At 36.5% G+C, this 21,067-nt stretch carries 24 protein-coding genes, 2 riboswitches and 1 other annotated feature; of the genes, 2 read left to right on the top strand and 22 right to left on the bottom strand.

The window, feature by feature from the left end; genetic code table 11:
* Positions 1 to 26: 26 nt before the first annotated feature.
* From ACU8YW_RS07250 to ACU8YW_RS07195, 12 genes are all read right to left on the bottom strand, one after another.
* Positions 27 to 1,382 carry a sodium-dependent transporter gene (locus tag ACU8YW_RS07250; protein WP_046958187.1) on the bottom strand — a complete coding sequence of 452 codons (1,356 nt, stop codon included), beginning with the start codon at positions 1,380 to 1,382 and terminating at the stop codon, positions 27 to 29.
* Positions 1,383 to 1,493: 111 nt separating this feature from the next.
* Positions 1,494 to 1,741, bottom strand: a binding site (T-box leader).
* Positions 1,742 to 1,802: 61 nt separating this feature from the next.
* Positions 1,803 to 2,420 (bottom strand): NAD(P)-binding protein, encoded by a 618-nt coding sequence (locus tag ACU8YW_RS07245; RefSeq protein ID WP_446894049.1) that lies wholly within the window; start codon positions 2,418 to 2,420, stop codon positions 1,803 to 1,805.
* Positions 2,395 to 3,150: a sirohydrochlorin chelatase gene (locus ACU8YW_RS07240; RefSeq protein ID WP_088062668.1), complete on the bottom strand. Its 756-nt coding sequence runs from the start codon at positions 3,148 to 3,150 to the stop codon at positions 2,395 to 2,397. Before ACU8YW_RS07240 ends, ACU8YW_RS07245 begins: the two co-directional genes overlap by 26 nt.
* 1 nt (position 3,151) lies before the next feature.
* The gene (cobA, locus tag ACU8YW_RS07235) at positions 3,152 to 3,928 is read right to left on the bottom strand and encodes a uroporphyrinogen-III C-methyltransferase (protein ID WP_088062666.1); all 777 of its coding nucleotides are present in this window, start codon (positions 3,926 to 3,928) and stop codon (positions 3,152 to 3,154) included.
* Between the two features lie 85 nt (positions 3,929 to 4,013).
* Entirely contained in the window at positions 4,014 to 4,214 is a 201-nt protein-coding gene (locus tag ACU8YW_RS07230) for a DUF3906 family protein (RefSeq protein WP_000366913.1), read from the bottom strand.
* 10 nt (positions 4,215 to 4,224) lie between these two features.
* On the bottom strand, positions 4,225 to 5,847 hold the full coding sequence (locus ACU8YW_RS07225; protein ID WP_097889753.1) for a nitrite/sulfite reductase: 1,623 nt from the start codon (positions 5,845 to 5,847) through the stop codon (positions 4,225 to 4,227).
* A gap of 11 nt (positions 5,848 to 5,858) precedes the next feature.
* On the bottom strand, positions 5,859 to 6,452 hold the full coding sequence (cysC, locus tag ACU8YW_RS07220) for an adenylyl-sulfate kinase (RefSeq protein ID WP_048561381.1): 594 nt from the start codon (positions 6,450 to 6,452) through the stop codon (positions 5,859 to 5,861).
* Positions 6,453 to 6,464: 12 nt separating this feature from the next.
* Complete coding sequence (gene sat / locus ACU8YW_RS07215; protein ID WP_088062662.1) at positions 6,465 to 7,601, bottom strand: sulfate adenylyltransferase; 1,137 nt, start codon at positions 7,599 to 7,601, stop codon at positions 6,465 to 6,467.
* Between the two features lie 38 nt (positions 7,602 to 7,639).
* Positions 7,640 to 8,344, bottom strand: a complete 705-nt coding sequence (locus tag ACU8YW_RS07210) for a phosphoadenylyl-sulfate reductase (protein WP_075308704.1) — start codon at positions 8,342 to 8,344, stop codon at positions 7,640 to 7,642.
* Between the two features lie 86 nt (positions 8,345 to 8,430).
* Positions 8,431 to 8,574, bottom strand: coding sequence for a YezD family protein (locus ACU8YW_RS07205; RefSeq protein WP_098717773.1), 144 nt, complete (start codon positions 8,572 to 8,574; stop codon positions 8,431 to 8,433).
* 72 nt (positions 8,575 to 8,646) lie between these two features.
* A riboswitch (SAM riboswitch) is annotated at positions 8,647 to 8,755 on the bottom strand.
* Between the two features lie 116 nt (positions 8,756 to 8,871).
* The gene (gene lysA / locus ACU8YW_RS07200; protein WP_000280662.1) at positions 8,872 to 10,188 is read right to left on the bottom strand and encodes a diaminopimelate decarboxylase; all 1,317 of its coding nucleotides are present in this window, start codon (positions 10,186 to 10,188) and stop codon (positions 8,872 to 8,874) included.
* Positions 10,189 to 10,368: 180 nt separating this feature from the next.
* Positions 10,369 to 10,550, bottom strand: a riboswitch (Lysine riboswitch).
* A gap of 89 nt (positions 10,551 to 10,639) precedes the next feature.
* Positions 10,640 to 11,035 carry a DUF3888 domain-containing protein gene (locus tag ACU8YW_RS07195; RefSeq protein WP_001228833.1) on the bottom strand — a complete coding sequence of 132 codons (396 nt, stop codon included), beginning with the start codon at positions 11,033 to 11,035 and terminating at the stop codon, positions 10,640 to 10,642.
* A gap of 254 nt (positions 11,036 to 11,289) precedes the next feature.
* On the opposite strand from ACU8YW_RS07195, the gene ACU8YW_RS07190 reads away from it, so the two are divergent.
* Complete coding sequence (locus ACU8YW_RS07190; RefSeq protein ID WP_046955254.1) at positions 11,290 to 13,176, top strand: LTA synthase family protein; 1,887 nt, start codon at positions 11,290 to 11,292, stop codon at positions 13,174 to 13,176.
* Between the two features lie 182 nt (positions 13,177 to 13,358).
* On the top strand, positions 13,359 to 14,060 hold the full coding sequence (gene pssA, locus ACU8YW_RS07185) for a CDP-diacylglycerol--serine O-phosphatidyltransferase (RefSeq protein ID WP_060489528.1): 702 nt from the start codon (positions 13,359 to 13,361) through the stop codon (positions 14,058 to 14,060).
* A gap of 29 nt (positions 14,061 to 14,089) precedes the next feature.
* On the opposite strand, the gene ACU8YW_RS07180 is transcribed toward pssA, so the two are convergent.
* From ACU8YW_RS07180 to hisD, 10 genes are all read right to left on the bottom strand, one after another.
* Positions 14,090 to 15,061: a 2-hydroxyacid dehydrogenase family protein gene (locus tag ACU8YW_RS07180; protein ID WP_097889755.1), complete on the bottom strand. Its 972-nt coding sequence runs from the start codon at positions 15,059 to 15,061 to the stop codon at positions 14,090 to 14,092.
* A 145-nt stretch (positions 15,062 to 15,206) separates the two neighbouring features.
* Positions 15,207 to 15,374, bottom strand: a complete 168-nt coding sequence (locus tag ACU8YW_RS07175) for a DUF4025 domain-containing protein (RefSeq protein WP_097889756.1) — start codon at positions 15,372 to 15,374, stop codon at positions 15,207 to 15,209.
* Positions 15,375 to 15,441: 67 nt separating this feature from the next.
* Positions 15,442 to 16,461, bottom strand: a complete 1,020-nt coding sequence (locus ACU8YW_RS07170; protein ID WP_097889757.1) for a histidinol phosphate phosphatase domain-containing protein — start codon at positions 16,459 to 16,461, stop codon at positions 15,442 to 15,444.
* A 13-nt stretch (positions 16,462 to 16,474) separates the two neighbouring features.
* Complete coding sequence (hisI, locus tag ACU8YW_RS07165) at positions 16,475 to 16,798, bottom strand: phosphoribosyl-ATP pyrophosphatase (protein WP_000426349.1); 324 nt, start codon at positions 16,796 to 16,798, stop codon at positions 16,475 to 16,477.
* 10 nt (positions 16,799 to 16,808) lie between these two features.
* Entirely contained in the window at positions 16,809 to 17,114 is a 306-nt protein-coding gene (gene hisI / locus ACU8YW_RS07160) for a phosphoribosyl-AMP cyclohydrolase (protein ID WP_088608742.1), read from the bottom strand.
* Positions 17,111 to 17,869 carry an imidazoleglycerol phosphate synthase cyclase subunit gene (gene hisF / locus ACU8YW_RS07155; protein WP_046955256.1) on the bottom strand — a complete coding sequence of 253 codons (759 nt, stop codon included), beginning with the start codon at positions 17,867 to 17,869 and terminating at the stop codon, positions 17,111 to 17,113. The genes hisI (ACU8YW_RS07160) and hisF overlap by 4 nt, the downstream gene beginning before the upstream one ends.
* On the bottom strand, positions 17,863 to 18,582 hold the full coding sequence (gene hisA / locus ACU8YW_RS07150; protein WP_000402304.1) for a 1-(5-phosphoribosyl)-5-[(5-phosphoribosylamino)methylideneamino]imidazole-4-carboxamide isomerase: 720 nt from the start codon (positions 18,580 to 18,582) through the stop codon (positions 17,863 to 17,865). Before hisA ends, hisF begins: the two co-directional genes overlap by 7 nt.
* A complete protein-coding gene (gene hisH / locus ACU8YW_RS07145; RefSeq protein ID WP_000560363.1) occupies positions 18,555 to 19,184 on the bottom strand; it encodes an imidazole glycerol phosphate synthase subunit HisH in 630 nt (209 codons plus the stop codon). The genes hisA and hisH overlap by 28 nt, the downstream gene beginning before the upstream one ends.
* Positions 19,185 to 19,769: an imidazoleglycerol-phosphate dehydratase HisB gene (gene hisB, locus ACU8YW_RS07140; protein WP_088608741.1), complete on the bottom strand. Its 585-nt coding sequence runs from the start codon at positions 19,767 to 19,769 to the stop codon at positions 19,185 to 19,187.
* A complete protein-coding gene (gene hisD / locus ACU8YW_RS07135) occupies positions 19,769 to 21,058 on the bottom strand; it encodes a histidinol dehydrogenase (RefSeq protein ID WP_097889758.1) in 1,290 nt (429 codons plus the stop codon). Before hisD ends, hisB begins: the two co-directional genes overlap by 1 nt.
* Positions 21,059 to 21,067: the final 9 nt, after the last annotated feature.

The raw sequence follows: 21,067 nt of genomic DNA, 5'->3' as shown, positions 1-21,067 counted from the left end.
AAGACGGAGAAATCTCCGTCTTTTTATTATGCAAACATTTTAAATACGCCTATCGCATTTAAAAATACAATAATTACCGTTACTGGAATAACATAACGAAGCAAGAAGAACCAAATATTAAATAATGTTTTCCCTTTCGTTTCCGTAACTTCTAATTCTTTCATTAACATTTCTTTACTCATTTTATTTGGTACGAATAGCGAAATGGCTAGTACTCCGAGCGGCAGTAATACATTACTTACCGAAAAATCGACGAAATCAAAGAATGTCTTACCAAATATTTTCACATCACTCATAATTCCAAACGATAATGCTGACGGGATTCCAACTGCAAAAATAAGAATACCAATTAATAATGATGCTGACGGACGCTTTTTCTCATTATCTTTCGCAACAGATGCTACTACAATTTCAAGCATGGAAATCGCAGATGTTAAAGTTGCAAAGAAAAATAAAACTAAAAACATAATGAAGAAAAATTGTCCAAATGGTATTTTCGCAAATACTGCTGGAAGGACGATAAACAGTAGTCCTGGTCCTTCAGTCGGCTTAACGCCTAATGCGAAAATCGCCGGGAAAATTGCTAATCCTGCAAGTACTGTAATAAAAACAGTTAAACTTACAATAGACGTTGCTGATTTAGCTAAATGTTCTTCTTTCTTCAAGTACGAACTATACGTGACCATTACTGAGGCACCTACTGTTAGCGAGAAGAACGATTGTCCCATCGCGTATAAAATCGTATCTGCTGTCAGCTTTGAAAAATCTGGTTTCAAAAAGAACTCTACCCCAGCAAAAGCACCATCGAGTGTTAACGCACGAATAATGATTGCAATAAACAAAATAAATAATAGTGGCATCATATACTTACTTGCCTTTTCTATTCCCTTCTCTACACCTTTACTTACTACAAAAATAGTACAAAGCATAAAGATAAATTGCGCTCCAATCGCACTTACTGGATTTGAAATCGTTTCACCAAATAATTTTCCATAATCAACAACACCATTCCAAAAGCTTCCTGTAACACTATAGTATAAGTACAGTAAAATCCATCCACCTACGACACTATAGAAAGAGAGTACACTAAAACAAGTTACAACTCCCATACGACCAATCCAAGGATATAATTTACTATTTGGTACTAGTACTTTATAAGCTGTAACTGCCTCTTTTTGGGTGCTACGTCCAATGACAAATTCCGCTATTAGAAGAGGCATACCTATAAATAAAGTTAATAGTAAAAATACAAGGAAGAATGCGCCTCCCCCACCATTACCTGCAACATATGGAAATTTCCATATGGCACCAAGACCTACTGCGGCTCCGGCTGCTGCGAGTACAAAGCCTATTTTCGACGTCCATTGCTGTGTTTCTTTCATCATAAATTCTCCTTTTCTGAATATTTAAACTTTTGTTAATTATACACTTTCATTTCATACTCGCACACCTCCTTTAGAAAATAAAAAAGTCCCCTACACGCAAATATGCATGTAGAGGACGATATATGTAATGTAAATACCGTGGTACCACCTCAATTGGATTGATAAATCCCACTTGTTCAAGTACAGGAAAATTCCGATACTCTATCCTTTTAACGGCGGAACCCGGGTTGCCTACTACAATGTTCAACATACCTCTCGCAAGCCCATTCTGTATATTTTATCGTACCGGGCTCACACCTTCCCCCAGCTCTCTGAACGTATCAAATATACATACTCTTCTTGCTCATCGATTTCATCTATTGAAGTTACTTGTGATTATAAATTATATTTTTATAGTTGTAAAGTACAATTTATTCATTATCCTATATGAACTCTTCTCTCTAATTCTTGTAAAAACAATTCTCTTTTTTGTTCATTTTGAACATATACCGACTTTAATACTTCTTGCAACAATATATTTCTCTCTCTTTTCTCTATTTGTATTTCTTTCACTTTTATTCTAACTTCGGATAAAAAATCAAGATACGATTCATACGCCTCATCATATTTATTTGCAATATCATCACGAATTTTTTTTGCAAGTTTCGGACTCGCTCCTCCGGTAGAAACAGCCACATTCAATAATCCACGATGAATTGCCGCTGGAAAATGAACATTACCACTTTCCGGGTTCGTAATAACATTTACTAACTGATTTTCTGCGCTATCTTCAGCAACTTGTTCATTTAATACGGCATCACTACTCGCTGCAACGACTAAAAAAGCACCTTTAATGTCACTTTTTTCATACTCCCTTTGATACCAACGAATTTTCTTTTCTTCCACAAGTTTCACTAAATTCGCATCCAATTCAGGACTTACCACAACTATATCCGCACCTTGTTTTAGTAAAGGAATAATTTTGAATCCCGCGACTTTTCCTCCACCAATGACAACAATACGTTTCTTCTCAACTCGCACTGTAAGTGGATACATATTGATCTCCCTTCAATAATTTCTTCGTTTTCTGAATTAACATATATTGAAATGCTTCATTCTTTCCTAAATACGGACTTATTTTTATCTCATCCAACTCATATTGGCGCACTTCTTTTTCAATATGTTTCATAAGTAAACCTGTAAATAATAAGTAAGGCAGTACAACGATATTCTTTTCTTTTCGTTCAACAACTTCCTTTAACTTCTCCTCAAATTTCGGCTCGGCAGCCGCTAAATAACAAACCTCTACTTTTTTAATTTTCTCTTCATGTTGAAATAAAGAAGCAATCCAGTTTATATCTCTTAATACTTCAGGATCACTACTCCCTCTTGCTACGAGAAGTAGCGTCACTTCATTCTTATCTTCCTGTTCAATGCCACTTCCACTATACACCGATTTCACAAGTGTTTCTGATACACCAAACGGGTTACCGTAGGTCACTTTAACATTCGAAAATTGATTATTTAACTTTTCCAATTCAAACGGTATATCTTTTTTCACATGACCTGCCGCTAATAAAAAAACTGGAATAACAATAATCTCTGTAGCACCACGCTTCACACATGTACGGAACCCTTCCTTAATCGTTGGGCTCGCTAACTCTAAAAAACAAACTTCTTGAATACTTGCCTCTACACGGTTCATGCATGACGTAATAAATGCAACCGCTTCTTCTTTAGCTGCTTTCAAACGACTTCCATGGCATATATATAAGATGGCTTTCATTTTATAACACTCCACTTACTTGATAGGTACTTTCTGTCTGTTTCTCAAACCAATGGATTTTTTCTCGAAAACGGACCACTTCTCCAATTACAATCATGCTCGGATTTTGAATTTGTTCTTTTTTTGCAACATCCACAATTGTTCCTAACGTCCCAACAACTGTGCGCTGCATTGATGTCGTTCCCCGTTCAATAATAGCAGCAGGTGTACTTTTGTCTTTTCCATGCTTCATCAGTTGTTCACATATGTAGGGTAAATTGCTAACCCCCATATATACAGCTAAAGTCTCTACACCTTTCGCTAAATTTTCCCACTTCACTTCTTCTTCAGCACCTTCTTTCCTATGCCCTGTCACAATAGCAAAACTTGCACTTGCATCACGATGTGTCACTGGAATGCCAGCATAAGCAGGAGCAGCTATTCCAGCTGAAATACCAGGAACGATTTCAAATGGTACCCCTTGCTTTGCTAACGCTTCAGCTTCTTCTCCTCCTCTACCAAATACAAATGGATCCCCGCCCTTTAGCCTCGTTACAACTTTTCCCTTTTTCGCATATTTAATAAGAAACGTGTTAATCGTCTCTTGCTTCATCGTGTGATAATTTGGTAGTTTTCCGCAATAAATTAAATCCGCTTCAGGCTTTGCATGGGAAAGCAACTCTTTATTCACGAGACGGTCGTATAAAATAACATCTGCCTTCTTAATACATTTCAACCCTTTCACAGTAATTAAATCTGGATCACCAGGACCTGCACCAACGATATAAACCTTCCCCATCATCTCTCCTCATTTCTACTATTAAAGTGAAACTTCCATCCTTATATACGAATGGAAGTTTTCATTATTTCGTATTACCTTTTTCCTACTCATGAATAACAAATGCTGCACCTTTTCGAATCTTCTTTTTTTCAAATAGAGAAATCTCCTTTACTTCTGGTAACGGTAAAAAATGCTTTTCAAGCTCTATCTCCGCGAGCTTAAATGCCTGTTCTTCACTTTGAGCAACAACAACAATCGGAACAATACTATTTACTAACACAGCTTCAAATCGATATAAATCCATATTGTCCCTCCTAAGACGCTATTACTTCTTCTAACACAGTATTTAACGCTATTTGTAATGTCTCTATACCAACACGGCTGACAAAATCATAAAATGTTTCAGCTGGTAATTTATTCTCTTTGAAATAGCTTATAAATGATGCAAGTACATCAGGTAGATCCTCGCCATCTATTTTCCCTTTTAACTTTTGGTTATAAGCACCGCCATCTAACAGCGTTCCACCTACGTATATTTCAAATGCTTCAACAATTCCTTTTTCCTTCGTTTTCATTTTCACCCCTTGCAATCCAATGTCAGCAATTTGACGTTGCCCACATGAATTCGGGCATCCTACCATATGAATACGAACTGGAACATCGAGTGCAATTTGTGTATCTAAGTACTCTGCGATTTTGCGTAATCTTTCTTTCGTTTCTACTAAAGCAAGATTGCAATACTCAATACCGGTACAGGAAACCGCATGACCAATAAATGATTTAGGACTTGCTGATATGGCTTTAAACAACGGCTCATTTAGTAAACCTGTTACATTTTTTGGCGGAACATTCGGAATAATGAAGTTTTGCGAATTACATGTACGAATCTGTCCATTTCCATACTGCTTAGCAATTCTTGCAATCTCAAACATTTCTTCTGCATGTAGACGTCCTACCGGCACATTAAAACCTACATATTTTAGTCCATCTTGTTTTTGATCTTGAACACCATAAAAGTATCCCGCATTCCATCCTTTGAGAGCACTTTCTCCTTTACTTTGCAATGGTCCTATATACTCTATTAGTTTCTCTTTAAATTTCTCTGCTCCCCAGTCTGCAACTAGAAATTTCAAACGAGCTAAATGACGTTTTTCACGGTATCCAAAATCACGGAATATCGTAGCAATCGCAATTGCTACCGCCTTCACTTCTTCTGGTAAAACGAATACATCTAATTCATCAGCTAAATATGGACGGGCTGATAATCCACCGCCTACTTTTATATGAAAACCAACTTTTTTCTCACCATCTATCTCTTTCGTTGCAGGTGTAAATGCAACACAGTTAATCTCTGCGTTTGCTGAATTATAAATGTTAGAACTAATAGACATTTTAAATTTACGCGGTAAGTTAGAAAACTCTTCATTATGTTGGAAATAATCATATACCTCTTTCACAATACCCGTTGTATCAAACAGTTCATTTGCATCAATACCAGCAAGTGGATTCCCTGTAATATTACGCGTTATATCACCACACGCCCCCGCTGAAGATAACCCAACTCTTGCTAATCTTTTAAAAATATCTGGAATTTGATGAATTTCTAACCAATGAAACTGAATCGCCTGTCTTGTCGTAATATCTATTACGTCACGCCCATAATCCTCAGCGATAGAAGCAAGCACTTCTGCCTGTGCATTCGTAATAATCCCTGAAGGAATATTTACACGCATCATAAAATATCCAGCTTCTTTCGGTCTTTGTAAATATAACCCTGCCCATTTGAATGCGTCCCACTCTTCTTTCGGAATAGATTCGAAGCCATTTTCTGCATAGTAAGGAATATCATTAAAGATTTCCAATCCATCTTTTTTCAATTTATTTTTCTCAGTCTGATTTAATTTTTCATTGTTAGCCCATACTTTTTCATAACTCATTTTTTATCCCCCTATATAAAACTACGCTCTTGTAAGTACTTCACGATTTGTTCTGCACATTCTTCAATAGAATACTTGTGCGTTTCTACAATTAACTCTGCTTTCTCTGGCTCCTCATACGGTGAATCAACACCAGTAAACTCTTTAATATCACCCTGTCTTGCCTTTTTGTATAACCCTTTTGGATCACGTTTTTCACACTCTTCAATTGGACATTTTACAAACACTTCTATAAACTCATCTGCTGCTAATAGATCTCTAACTTGTTTTCGGTCTACTCGAAACGGTGAAATAAACGCTGTAAGAACAACAGTACCTTGATCTACAAATAGCTTCGCCACTTCACCAATCCGTCTTATATTTTCCATACGATCACTTTCAGAAAAACCTAAGTCTTTATTTAAACCGTGGCGTACATTATCTCCATCTAGTACATAGTTTCCAATATTCTTTTCAAATAGTTTACGAGCAACCGCGTTCGCCACCGTAGATTTACCTGAAGCTGATAGACCAGTAAACCAAACTACAAAACTATGATGCCCATTTCTTACTCTTCTCTCATCTTTTGAAACAGATGCTGTATGCCAAGTAATATTCGTATCCATGTCATTCTCTCCCTATTCTGTTACTACTTCTTTTTTCAAACCTTTAATTAGCACTTCCACTACTTCTTTACGACTAAATGTACTCGGCGGAACCTCACCGTTTCTTAATAGTTCTCTTACTTTCGTACCTGATAAAATGACATGATCCTCTTTTCCGTGTGGGCATGTTTTCGTCGAAGCCATCGCTTCACACTTCGTGCAGTAAAAACTATGTTCAAAAAATAATGGTGTAATCCCTAACTCTTCCACTGTAAAGTTTGTAAAAATTTCTTGTGCTTCATAAGTCCCGTAATAATCTCCTACTCCTGCATGATCACGCCCTACGATAAAGTGGGTGCATCCAAAATTCTTTCTGACTATTGCATGGAATATCGCTTCCCTCGGTCCTGCGTAACGCATTGCTGCAGGAAATACACCTAAAAAGACACGATCTTTCGGATAATAGTTTTGAAGTAATACTTCATAGCTTTCCATCCTTACATCAGCAGGAATATCGTCCGATTTCGTTTCCCCAACGAGTGGATTTAAAAAGAGACCATCTACAATTTCAAGGGCAGATTTTTGAATGTATTCATGGGCACGATGTACCGGATTTCTCGTTTGAAATCCAACCACTGTTTTCCAACCACGTTTTTTAAATTCTTCTCTCGTTTCAATTGGATCTAAATGATAAGAAGGAAACGGATTATTTTCAAAGCGTTTTGTAAGAATAATAGCTCCCCCGACATAAACGTTCGGTCGTTCATATAATTTTTTCACTCCTGGATGAGCCTCATCCGTCGTTTTATACACAAGTAACGCTTCTTTTTCCTTGTCAGGCACAAAAATATCTTCTATTTGAATGACACCATATACATTTTCAGCATTAACAAGTTTTACTTCCTCTCCAGCTTTTAGACTCTCTGCTACTTCTTCTGTTACTGGTAATGTAATCGGTATACTCCATATGCTCCCGTTTGCTAAGCGAAGCGTTTCTACGACCGAATCATAATCTTTCTTTCCTAAAAAACCAGTAAGTGGGCTATATCCCCCTGTCGCTAATAGCTCTAAATCACTTAACGCAATGTTGTCTAGTTCAATTTCTTTTTCGATTTGTGATACGTCGTAAGTCTCGTCTATACGATTTATTAATTCGTTTCTTGTACTCATTTTCTATTTCCTCTCTTAGCTTTATTTTCAAATTCATCTTATTGGTAATGAAGACCACATTCTGTTTTCACTTTCCCAGACCACCTACCATCTCTCGAATCGCCACCCTCACCTACAGGTAACGTACACTTCTCACACCCAATACTTGGATATCCAACATCATGCAGCGGGTTATACGGTAAGCTATGTTTGTATACATATCGCCACACTTCTTTCCACGTCCAATGAATGAGTGGACAAACTTTAATAGATTGAAAGCGATGATCTTGATTTATAAACTTTGTATGCTTACGTGTTTCTGATTGTTCCCTCCTTAAGCCCGATATCCAAGCTTTTTCCGCTGCTAATGATTTTTCTAACGGTAAAATTTTTCTAATTTTACAACAAAGATTCGGATTACTTTCCCATAATTTCTCACCATGCAACTTCGCTTGTTCATCAAGCGTAAGTTCCGGCTGTTTTTCTATAATATTTAATGAAGGAAATCGTTTCCGCACTTTTTGAATTAATTCATACGTTTCTTGAAAATGAACATTCGTATCTAAAAATACAACTTTAGCAGATGGATTTACTTGGTTTATAAGATGCAGCAATACCATCCCTTCCACTCCGAAGCTACATGCGTATACAATTTCACTTTTATATTCTTTATAAGCCCAACTTAATACAGATAGCGCGCCTTTCGTTTCATCTTCTTCTGAAAATGAAACATTATTTTCTTCCCACGTTTCATACGTCAACATGTTCTTTCCCCCTGTAAAAGCAAAAAGACGGTTTTAACCTAATATAATAGGTTAAAACCGCCTCTAGTTTTTCTAGTCAGCGCTTTTTACTTTAAACGTACCTTTTCATTTTTCTCTAATTGAATGACTTTCCCATCTTGCACAACAATTGTAATTGAACCATATTTCATATCAGCAAGCATCGCTTGAATTTTCTCAGATACTTCCTCAAAATGTTCCCGTACGCTCACGCGAACAGCCCCCCTTTTTATTCATAAAAAAAATCTTTCCCATTTCGAAAAGACTGTTCGGTAATATATTTTACCTTATCTTTCAAAATGGATTCCATTTTGCTGGATTTAGCACCTTGCTTTCTATAAGCAGGTTGCCGAGCTTCTTCGGGCCAGTTCCCTCCGCTTCTCTTGATAAGCTTTGTATTTGTATTTTATCACAATTCTGATTTTTTTCAATCCTAGTTTTCCGATATATTTTAATTATTTTGTTTTATAAAAAAGGAATTGCCCATCCGAACAACTCCTTTTTCCCATTCACACAAGTTCTTTAATACGTATGCGATCGTTCCCAATAATATTTTCATATGTTTCACGCTCTACAACAATTTGTGATGTGCCGCCTTTCGCGAAGACGACAGCTGGTCTACGAATCCGATTATAATTATTCGCCATCGAGTATCCATATGCCCCTGTACAAGAAATTGCTAATAAATCGGCTGAAGCAACTTTCGGTAGAGTGATATCCCAAATTAACATATCTCCACTCTCACAGCACTTCCCAGCAATCGAGACAAGTTCCTCATTCTCATCATTCCCTCGATTCGCTAACATCGCTTCATAACGAGCGTTATATAAAGCAGGTCTTAAATTATCAGTCATCCCACCATCCACTGATACATATTTCCGAATACCAGGAATATCTTTCACAGATCCGACTGTATAAATTGTCGTTCCAGCATCCCCTACAATACTACGGCCTGGTTCAACCCATATTTCTGGCAGGGGATAATTACATACTGTAAATTGTTCCCTCACAGCACTTGTTACAGCTCGCACATATGTCTCAAGAGTTAATGGTGTATCTGACTCTGTGTAGCGTATTCCGAATCCTCCGCCTACATTTAGCACTTTTACTACATAGTTTGTTCGCTCTCTCACTTGTTCTAAAAATTGACGAAGAACTTCAATCGCTCGCACAAAGCCGGCCGTTTCAAATATTTGTGATCCGATATGTGAATGAATTCCTAACACATTATAATTTGATTTTTGTAAAGCAATCTCAATTACTTGCATCGCTTGACCATTTGACACGCCAAATCCAAATTTCGAATCATCTTGGCCTGTTGTAATATATTCATGTGTGTGCGCCTCTACTCCGGGCGTTACACGAATTAATATGTTCACAAATTTCCCATGTTGCACTGCTAAATCATGCAAAATTTCTAATTCCAAGAAATTATCTACGACAAAACAACCAATATTCGCCTGAAGAGCCATCACAATTTCTTCTTCTGTTTTATTATTGCCGTGAAAATGAATGCGTGATGCTGGAAATCCTGCTTGCAGCGCAGTATATAATTCTCCTCCAGAAACAACATCTAATGACATATTCTCTTCACGAGCCACTCGGCACATCTCCATGCACAAGAACGCCTTGCTTGCATATGCTACTTGATAAGAGAAACCACTTTCTTTAAACGCACGATGAAACGCGCGGCACTTTCCTCGAATTGACTCTTCATCGTATACATAAAGTGGTGTTCCGTATTGTTTTGCTAGCTGCGTCGTATCACATCCTCCAATTTCTAAGTGTCCTTGCCCATTGATTCGGCTCGTGCCGTGTAAATACATTTGAATTCCTCCCTTATTTCCTCTAAAACTCATAACCCCAATCTTCTATTCATTGCAGCACGCTTTTAGATAGACAAAAAACGCGCGGAACAATGTTCACACGCGTTTCTTATTAGGAAAAATATATATTGAAAAAATAAACGAGTTGTTATCTCCTCAAAATAAGAAACCGCATCAACATCTCCAAATAGCTCTCCATAAAATAAATATTATGACAGTACTACATTTATTCAATGCAGTCCCAATATATGAATAAGATGGTTATTCTTATATTTCGGCAATAGTCCCTTTCAACCTATGATCACAGATTCCATTAAATCTCCCATAGCTTACTCTTTCCTATCGCGGCCTCTACCTTTGAGAGTAGATGAGGTAAGTCTATTTAATTTTCAAACATCTAATTGTTGCTATTAACAATACCAAAGGACCATTTTATTTGTCAAACAATTTTTTATATTGTTTTTTTACAGTTTAATTTCGTATCATTTGGTAAGCGCTTTACTGAAATCTTTGACACTTCCCATTCGCCTTCTTCATTATTAAATGTAATCGTTACCTTCTCAAATGGTGGAGCAATTTTCCCAGCAACTCGTTCATACTTCGTTACTTCAATACTTGCTTGAAATAAATATGTACCGCTATACACTTTTTTTAAACTAATAATTTTAGGACATTGATAAGGCTTCAAGCTCCCATATTGTTTTTCAATTGCTTTATTTATTTTCGGAAATAAAACAGAATAAAGGGCATCTTCCATAAGAGGTGCATCATATTGGGCTACCGACACACTCGGTGAAGCAAAAAGTATAACACTACTGCATACTATAAAATATAATAATTTTCGCATTATAACCTCCGTATTATTACACGATTCTTTCTGCGCACGATAATTATCATACATAGAAACTCCGTTTTATTGTCTCCCACTGCCCTTTTTCTACTCAATTATTATAAAAAAGTCCACAACTCTCTTTTATTTTCGTATAATGATACTCATAGTATAATAAACATAATAACAAAGGACTGTTCGTATATATAAAATGAGGCGCTAATCAAACCGGCTCACAAGAACTGTCATGCTTTTTAGGAGAGGAGTATATTATGCTACAACGTCTGTTTCCAAAACTGCGATTTGCACTCGTTGCAGTCGTTTTATTATGGATAAAAACATATATTGTGTACAAGCTAGCATTTGATATTAAAATTGATAACTTCTTTGAAGAATTTATGCTTTTTATTAATCCACTAGCTGCGTTACTTTTATTTTTCGGTTTTGCTTTACTTGCATCTAAACACCGAAACCGTATTATAGTTGGAATCAGTTTTATACTGTCCTTTATTTTATTTGGAAATGCAATGTTTTATGGGTTTTATAACGATTTCGTTACGTTCCCAGTTTTATTTCAAACAAATAATATGGCTGATTTAGGGACAAGTATAAAAGAACTCTTTACGTACAAAACATTACTTTTATTTGCAGATGCAATTATTTTAATGTTTCTTTCACGTAAATTCCCAGCATTTTGCGACAAGACGCCACTTTCTCGCTCTGAGAAGCGAACTTTCTTTAGCGGTGTAACAGCTCTATTAGCATTACAAATTGTCGTTTCAGTTATTTATAAGCCACAAATGTTCTCACGCTCATTTGATCGTCAAACTGTCGTGAAAAATTTAGGTTTATACACATATCATCTATTTGATATTACACTTCAATCTAAATCTTCGGCTGAACGTGTATTTGCAAGTGGTGACGGGTTCTCTGAAATTAAAAACTATACAGACTCAAAAGATAAGCAAGTTGATAAAAACTTATTTGGAGCTGCAAAAGGTAAAAATGTAATTTTGATTTCAATGGAATCTACACAAAGTTTTGTTATTAATAAAAAAATAAATGGAAAAGAAATCACTCCATTTTTAAATGAATTTATTAAAGATAGTTTTTATTTCGATAACTTCTATCATCAAACGGGACAAGGTAAAACTTCTGATGCTGAATTTATCGTTGAAAATTCACTTTATCCGTTAGACCGCGGTTCTGTATTCTTTACTCACGCAACAAATGAATATACAGCTACACCAGAACAATTAAAAAAATACGGATATTCTTCTGCTGTCTTCCATTCAAACGATAAAACGTTTTGGAATCGTGATGTAATGTATCCTGCACTTGGATATGATCGTTACTTTAATTTAAATGATTACGTAGGCACAGAACAAATGTCTGTCGGTTGGGGATTAAAAGATAAAGGGTTCTTTGAACAATCGATTCCAAAGCTAAAATCTTTACCACAACCGTTCTATACAAAATTTATTACTTTAACAAATCATTTTCCATTTCTTCTAAATCCAGAAGATCAATATGTTGATGAGTTTAATTCGGAAAGTGGTGTTGTAAACCGCTACTTCCCAACCGTTCGTTACACGGATGAAGCTCTTAAACTATTTATTAAACAATTAAAAGAGGAAGGACTGTATGATAATTCCGTTATTGTCATTTATGGAGATCATTACGGTATTTCTGAAAACCATAATGCAGCTATGGCTCAGTTCCTTGGTAAAGACGCTATTACACCGTTTGATTCTATGCAATTACAACGCGTCCCTCTCATTATTCATGTACCTGGTCAAGAAGGAAAAGTCATTTCTAAAGTATCTGGTCAAATTGATATTAAACCAACGCTACTTCATTTACTTGGTATTAAAACAAATCAATCAGTTGAATTTGGAACTGACCTATTTATTAAAGAAGAAGATCCACTTATGGTAATGCGTGATGGTAGCTTCGTTTCGGAAAACTATGTTTATACAAAAAACATGTGCTATAAACGAAATACAGGTGAAGAAGCGGACATTTCATTATGTCAACCAAATATTGAAAAAGCAAAAACTGAATTGAAACTCTCCGACAAACTCATTTATGGAGACTTATTACGTTTCGATCCTAACAATCGTTATAAAACCGGAACAATGACAACGAAATTTGAATAGCGCCAGAAGCAACTTTTATAAAAGTTGCTTCTTTTTTTACTTATTTTTCAAATCATTCCGCTATGAAATCTTTCACAAATTGGGAATTTTTTTCGTATGAGGAAGAAATTTATGGTATGATAAAATAAGTAAAATTTCATAAACTAATTAAGAATTTATTACAGAAAGCAAGGGATCAGATTTTGTATAGAGCAGCTATTCCAAACTTATTTACGCTCGGAAATTTATATAGTGGATTCTTATCAATCGGCTATGCATCTTTAGGATATTATAAATCAGCTGCTATTTTAGTACTTATCGGGATGATGTTAGATAGTCTTGATGGGCGTGTTGCTCGATTATTACGCGTTGATTCACAAATGGGAAAAGAGCTTGACTCGCTTGCAGATGTCGTAACATTTGGTGCAGCACCTGCTGTTCTCATGTATTACACATCTTTCTCCAATTATGGAATCATCGGACTATACATAGCGGGACTATTCCCTCTTTTCGGAGCATATCGTTTAGCTCGATTTAATGTTACACCATCTTCTACTTCAATGAAATATTTCACTGGGGTACCGATTACAGCAGCGGGAGGGCTTGTTGCTTTCTTAACATTATTTTCACATACCATTCCAAAAATCGTTCTTATTACAGTATTTGTAACGTTCGCATTTTTAATGGTGAGCCGCATTCGTATCCCAAGTTTAAAAGATGTACCAATTCCACGATATAGCATCATTATTACACTATTTTTAGTTGGAATCATTATCACAATGTACCAAACAGGGTTCGGTAATTTTTCTGTTTTCTTATTCATTGCTATTCCACTATACATTTTGTATATGCTATCTCAATTTCTTAGACAAATACCATCTAAAAGAGCAAATAAAGACAAATAAGAAACCTTCCGGAACCGGAAGGTTTCTTTTTATTTTGTAACGAATACTTTTTGATTTACAGGTGTTACAGGCTCTTCACCGTTTAATACTGCTAAAATATTTCTTACTGCCATTTCAGCCATCGCATCACGCGTTTCGAATGTTGCATTTCCTACATGAGGAGCAAGTACTACATTCTTTAACCCTTTTAGCTCTTCAGTAATTTTCGGTTCAAATTCAAACACATCAAGAGCCGCCCCTTCAATTTCATTCGTTTTTAATGCATGAGCGAGTGCTGCTTCATGCATGATTGGTCCACGTGAAGCATTTATAATATACGCTGTTTTCTTCATCATTTTGAACTGTTCTTCATCAATCATATGGTGCAATTTCGGATTATACGCACAGTTAATTGTAATAAAGTCTGCTGTTTGTAATAATTCTTCTAATGTTACATATGTTGCTTCCAGCTCACTTTCAGCTTCAGGCTTTCGGTTTGGTCCTGTATATAAAACATTCATTCCAAACGCTTTCGCACGCTTTGCAACTGCCTTTCCGATTTCTCCAAGGCCAATAATTCCAATTGTTTTACCGTGTACTTCGCGGCCTAAGAAAAATAATGGTGCCCATCCATTAAATCCAGTTGTACGACATAATGTATCGCCTTCAGGAATTCTACGTGCAGCTGCTAAAAGAAGTGCAAATGTTAATTCTGCTGTCGCTTCAGTTGATACTTTTGGTGTATTCGTTACCGCAATCCCTTTTTCTCCAGCATACGAGTAATCAATATTATCGTAACCAGCACCGTAGTTTGCAACAATCTTCAAATTAGGTGCCGCATCAATCACTTCTTTTGTCACCTTTGTAGAAAGTAGGCTTAACAATGCATCTTTGTCTTTTACACGCTCTGTTAATTCATCTAAAGAAATTAACGCCTCTTTATCGTACATTTCTACATCATGATCCTTTAATAGTTCTAATCCGATTGCTGGAATTTTCCCTGCTACTAATATTTTTGCCACTACTAACACCTCTTCTATAGAAAATAAGATATCTCTTATCTTTTATTGTAAGAAATCCACATATAAAAACCAAGGAATTTGATTATAGTTTTGAAAATCGACACTTTTCCACAAAAAAAGAGGAGATGCAAGTCTCCCCCTCTTCTTATGCTTTTTCTTGCGATTGTTTTCCAAGCTTCACATCGATCGTTCCCTCTGCAACTGTATCACTAATTTGTTCCTCAATAACGGATTGAGATGTAGCATTCGTTTCAGAAGTTTGAGCTTGTTGTTGTGCACCTTGTACATTTTGTTTATTTTGTTGTTTCGCCATTTCTTACCCTCCTTTTTATTCTTTCTTATTTTGAACAAAAAGGGTGGTTTTCATCAAAAAATCGTGATCATTTTGAAATTGTTACTTCTTCTTCCAGTAATCTCATCGTTCTTACTCGTTTCGTAAATGTAGCTATGTGAGAAATATCATGATTACGTAACGTCTTTATATTCTCTGCCACATATTTTCCTAAATCACTCGGATAATGAGCGTCTGAGGAAAGAGTAACCGGAACGCCATGCTTAGCTAATACTTGTAAATATAGCGGACTCGGACACATTTCGCGTACAGGATAGCGATAGTACAATCCTGCATTTATTTCCGTTGCCGTATTTGTTTCTACTAACGCACGCGCAATTTCCTTATAATAAGAAAGTTGTTCATTTTCATCTAACCGATAATTAAATACTTTTATGTTATCAAGATGAGCTATAATATCAAATAAATTAGAGCGAACTGCACACTCAACCGTTTTGAAAAACGTATCATATAAAACATATAAGTCATGTTCCTTAAAATATTCTTTCGTATCTGGATTATCAAATCCCCAGCCATTTAAAAAATGAACAGAACCAATTACATAATCAAAATCTCCTAATGCGAGTAAAGATTGTAATTCTTGTTCACCATCAATAAAATAATCCGCTTCAATTCCAAGTTTAAGCGTAACACCTCTTTTACTCCACCGTTCTTTCGCCTCTTCAATTGCCTTTGTAAAATCATGTAGTGATGTTACCCTTACTTGGTCTAACCATTCCTTCTGTAAACGACCAAGCCTCGAATCACTAATATCGACATATCTTTCATAGTAGTCTTTCGCTTCATAAAAACGGTATAAATGATCGACAATACCAACTTCTTTTATACCTTTTCGCAAAGCTTCTTCTAAATATAAATCAATCCATTTCGTTGTAAATGGCCCTTCTTTCACACGTCTTTGCAGGCGTTCTTGTGTTTTCACAAGCCATTCCATAGAATGTTTTTCTTCTTTAAGTGGTTCATAATGTTGTAACACTTCATTTATTTTAGCTAGCCATCCTATTGAATATGGCCCTTCTTCTAAATGAATGTGATAATCCACCTTCATCTACATTTCCCCCTTATAATGTATCTATTTCACTTCTGTCCCCTACTCGCGAAAGCTTCCCATTTCTTTCTGTCACTTCCTCCATAACATCTTCTAATGATATATTTTTTTCAGCTAATAAAACAAAGCAGTGATACAATACATCAACCATTTCTTTCACTAATTCTTCTTTGTCATTATTTTTAGATGCGATAATTACTTCCGTGCATTCTTCACCAATTTTCTTTAAAATTTTATCTTCGCCTTTTGAAAATAAATAATTTGTATACGATTCAGGAAGTGGATTTCCCTTTCGTTCTTCAATTGTTTCAAATAGTAATTTAAAGGCATTTTCCATATGTATCCCCCTATATAATTTGGTAGTGAAAACATGTTTTCTCTCCTGTATGACAAGCAGGTCCCACTTGCTTTACGACAACAACAATTGAATCTTGATCACAATCTAAATAAAGAGATTGCACATATTGGACATTTCCTGATGTTTCTCCTTTATTCCATAACGATTGTCTTGAACGAGAATAAAAACATGTTCTTTTCGTTTCTAGCGTTTTTTCATATGCTTCTTCATTCATATAAGCTAGCATTAAAATTTCTTTTGTCCCTTCTTCAATTACAACTGCTGGTAATAATCCTTTTGAAAAGTTAGGTTTCATAACCGCACCTCAACATTTGCATTTCTTAATTTTCTCTTTACGTCCTGCACTGTCGCCTCACCATAATGAAAGATGGATGCCGCAAGTGCTGCATCAACTGTTGTCTTTTGAAAAACTTCTATAATGTGATCAACGTGACCACATCCGCCTGACGCGATGACTGGTACGGAAACGCTTTTTGAAATTTCTTCTGTTAAACGAAGATCATACCCGTTTTTCGTTCCATCTGCATCCATACTCGTTAACAAAATTTCGCCTGCCCCTAGCTCGGCAACGCGTTTTGCCCACCCGATTGCATCCATACCCGTATCAACTCTTCCGCCGTTCACATAAACATTCCACTTTTCTTCTGCTACTTTTCTAGCATCAATTGCTACGACAATACATTGTGAGCCAAAGTGTTCTGCCCCTTCTTCAATTAGCTTTGGATTTCGCACTGCCGCTGAGTTGATTGAAACTTTATCCGCTCCAGCTCTTAGTAAATTGTACATATCTTTAACACTTGAAATCCCCCCGCCAACTGTAAGAGGAATAAATACTTTCGAAGCTGTTTTTTCTACAACATCTATAATTGTTTTTCGTCCTTCATGCGTTGCCGTAATATCTAAAAATACAATCTCATCTGCTCCCGCCTCATTATATAAAGCAGCTATTTCAACAGGATCACCGACGTCTTGTAACCCTATAAAATTTACACCCTTTACGACTCGGCCCTCTTTCACATCTAGACATGGAATAATGCGTTTCGCTAACATAACTTTGTTACCTCTAACACTTCTTCTAAATCAATCGTTTTCTCATAAAGAGCCTTACCAATTATGACGCCGTATATATTCATATCATTTAATTTTTTCACATCTTGAATAGATGCCACTCCTCCAGAAGCAATAAGACGAATGCTCACGCTTTTTTGTAGTAACTCCAATTGCTCTAAATTCGGTCCTGCAAGTGTCCCGTCTTTCGAAATGTCTGTAAACACAATCGTTTGAACACCTACATTCTCCATTTGCTTTGCTAAATCAATGTAAGAAATTTCAGACACATCAAGCCAGCCTCTCGTTGCTACGAAACCATTTTTCGCATCAATTCCAACAATGATTTTCTCTTTATATAGAAGAACTGCTTCTTCTAAAAATTCCTTATCATAAAGAGCAGCTGTTCCTAAAATCACTTTATCTACACCCACTGACAATAACTTCTCTACCGCTACAAGTGATCGAATTCCTCCTCCAACTTGCACAGGAATACGTACTGCCTTGCAAATTCTTTCAATAACGAGCAAATTTACTGACTCGCCAGCAATTGCGCCATCTAAATCAACAATGTGCAACTTTTTCGCTCCCAATTTTTCGAATATAATCGCTTGCGCAACCGGATCTTCATTCATTACGGTTTCTTTACTAAACTCTCCTTGATAAAGTCTAACGCATCGCCCCTCTTTTAAATCGATAGCTGGGAAGATTTCCATGCCTCTACCACCCCTTTGAAATTTTTCAACATTTGCATTCCAATGTCACCGCTTTTTTCAGGATGAAACTGTGCGCCGTATATATTTCCTTTTGCTACAAAACCAGGTACTTTCACTCCATATTCACTTATCCCATACACAATTTCATTTGGACAATCTGCATAATAAGAGTGAACATAATATACGAAAGAACCGTCCTCTACTCCATTCCAAAGTGCTATTTCTCCCTCTTTCTTTAACTCATTCCATCCCATATGTGGAATTTTATAAGGAACCTTTAACTTTCGAATAACACCTGGCAATAAACTTAATCCGTTACAGTCTTGTAGTTCCTCACTTTTTTCAAATAAAAGCTGCATCCCTAGGCAAATGCCCAGAAGCGGTTTTCCTGAACGCCCGACTTCTTTTAACACACGCACTAAATTTTTTTCTTCCAATACATCCATCGCTTTCGGAAATGCACCTACTCCTGGTAAAATCACTCCATCACTTCTAAAAATCTTTTCTTTATCACCCGTTACGATGTACTCTGCTCCAATATATTGTAATGCTTGTTCCACACTGCGAATATTTCCCATTCCATAATCTATAATAGCAATCAATTACAACATCCCTTTCGTGGAATTTACACCAGTAATGCTGGCATTTCTTTCGACTGCTTCTCTAAGCGCTCTACCAAACGCTTTAAATAACGCTTCAACTTTGTGATGTGTATTGCTTCCGTATAAAATGCGAGCGTGTAATGTAATATTGGCAGCATGAGCAACTGCTCTAAAAAATTCTTCTGTTAGTTCTGTATCAAAATCCCCTAGCTTCGGATTCGTTAATTCTCCTTGAAATACAATATGTGAGCGCCCGCTAATATCAATTGCGACAAAACCTAAAGATTCATCCATCGGTACATATGCGGAGCCATAACGGTTAATCCCCTCTTTATTTTGCAATGCTTCTTTCAAACAATTTCCGAGTACAATTCCAACATCTTCAACTGTATGATGCGCATCAACGAATACATCGCCTTCCGCCTCCACTTGTAAACCGAATCTTCCATGCCTTGCAAATAAAGTTAGCATATGATCAAAAAATCCAACTCCCGTTTGTACAGAAACGTTCTTGCCTTCATCAAGCTGCAAACTTAATTTGATTTTTGTTTCTGTCGTCTCACGTATTTGACTGCACTCACGCATTATTCTTCCTCCTCAAATCTTATTTGAATTGCTCTCGCATGCGCATGTAATCCTTCTTTATTGGCAAGTTCTACAATATGATGTTGTACATCTCTTAACGCTTCCTCCGTATAAGACAGAAAGCTTGATTTTTTCACGAAATCATCGACTGATAACGGTGAGAAAAACCTTGCCGTTCCACTTGTCGGTAACACGTGATTCGGTCCTGCTAAATAATCACCGAGCGGTTCCGGTGCATATGGACCAAGAAAGATAGATCCTGCATGTTTCACATAAGCTAGAGCATTCATCGGTTCTTTTATATGTAACTCTAAATGTTCTGGAGCGATTTCATTCGATAATTGTAGCGCCTCATATAAAGAAGGAACGATAAAGATAGCTCCATTTCTATTTATCGATTCACGTGCAATTTCGCTTCTTGGTAATGTTTCTAACTGTCTTTCTATCTCTCTTTCTACTTCTTTTGCTAACTCTATATTCGTTGTAATACAAATTGCTGTTGCTCTCTCGTCATGTTCTGCTTGTGATAATAAATCAGCAGCGATATATTTTGCATTACCGGTTTCATCAGCAATAACTACAATTTCTGACGGTCCAGCAATCATATCGATATTTACTATTCCGTATACTTCTCGTTTCGCCAGAGCGACGTACAAATTTCCTGGTCCAACTATTTTATCTACTTTTGGAATCGATTCCGTCCCATATGCTAAAGCAGCAATTGCTTGCGCACCACCTATCGTATAAATTTCATCTACTCCTGCAAGGCTTGCAGCAACTAAAATATGTGGATCAATCCCCCCTTGCCTTGGTGGTGTTACCATTACAATCTTTTTCACACCAGCGAGTTTTGCTGGCAATACATTCATTAATACTGACGAAGGATACGAAGCAGTTCCGCCCGGCACATATACCCCTATATTTTCTAACGGCCGAATGATTTGCCCTCTAATAATGCCTTCACTCGTGCAATCGAACATGGATTGTCTTTTTTGCTTTTCGTGATAAGAAATAATGTTTTTCTTCGCCTCTTGTAACGCTTCTAAAAATGAATTCTCTACAAACATACCCGCTCGTTTTATTTCTTCCTCACTTACACGAAACTCTTTAATCTCCACACCATCAAACTTTTTTGTATAAAAAGATAGAGCCTCATCCGTACTCTTCCTTACCTTTCGAACGATTTCGCTTACACTTCTTTGAACAGTTTCTTCTATTATATTAGCGTTTTCTCGTAGCAATTTTATTTTCGATAACGCCTTTTGAAAATCTTCACAAACTATCTCCATTACAAGTCC

It is taken from the genome of Bacillus pretiosus, from assembly GCF_052947655.1.
Note: the sequence above shows the minus strand (reverse complement) of the source record. Positions and strands in the feature narration are given on the sequence as shown.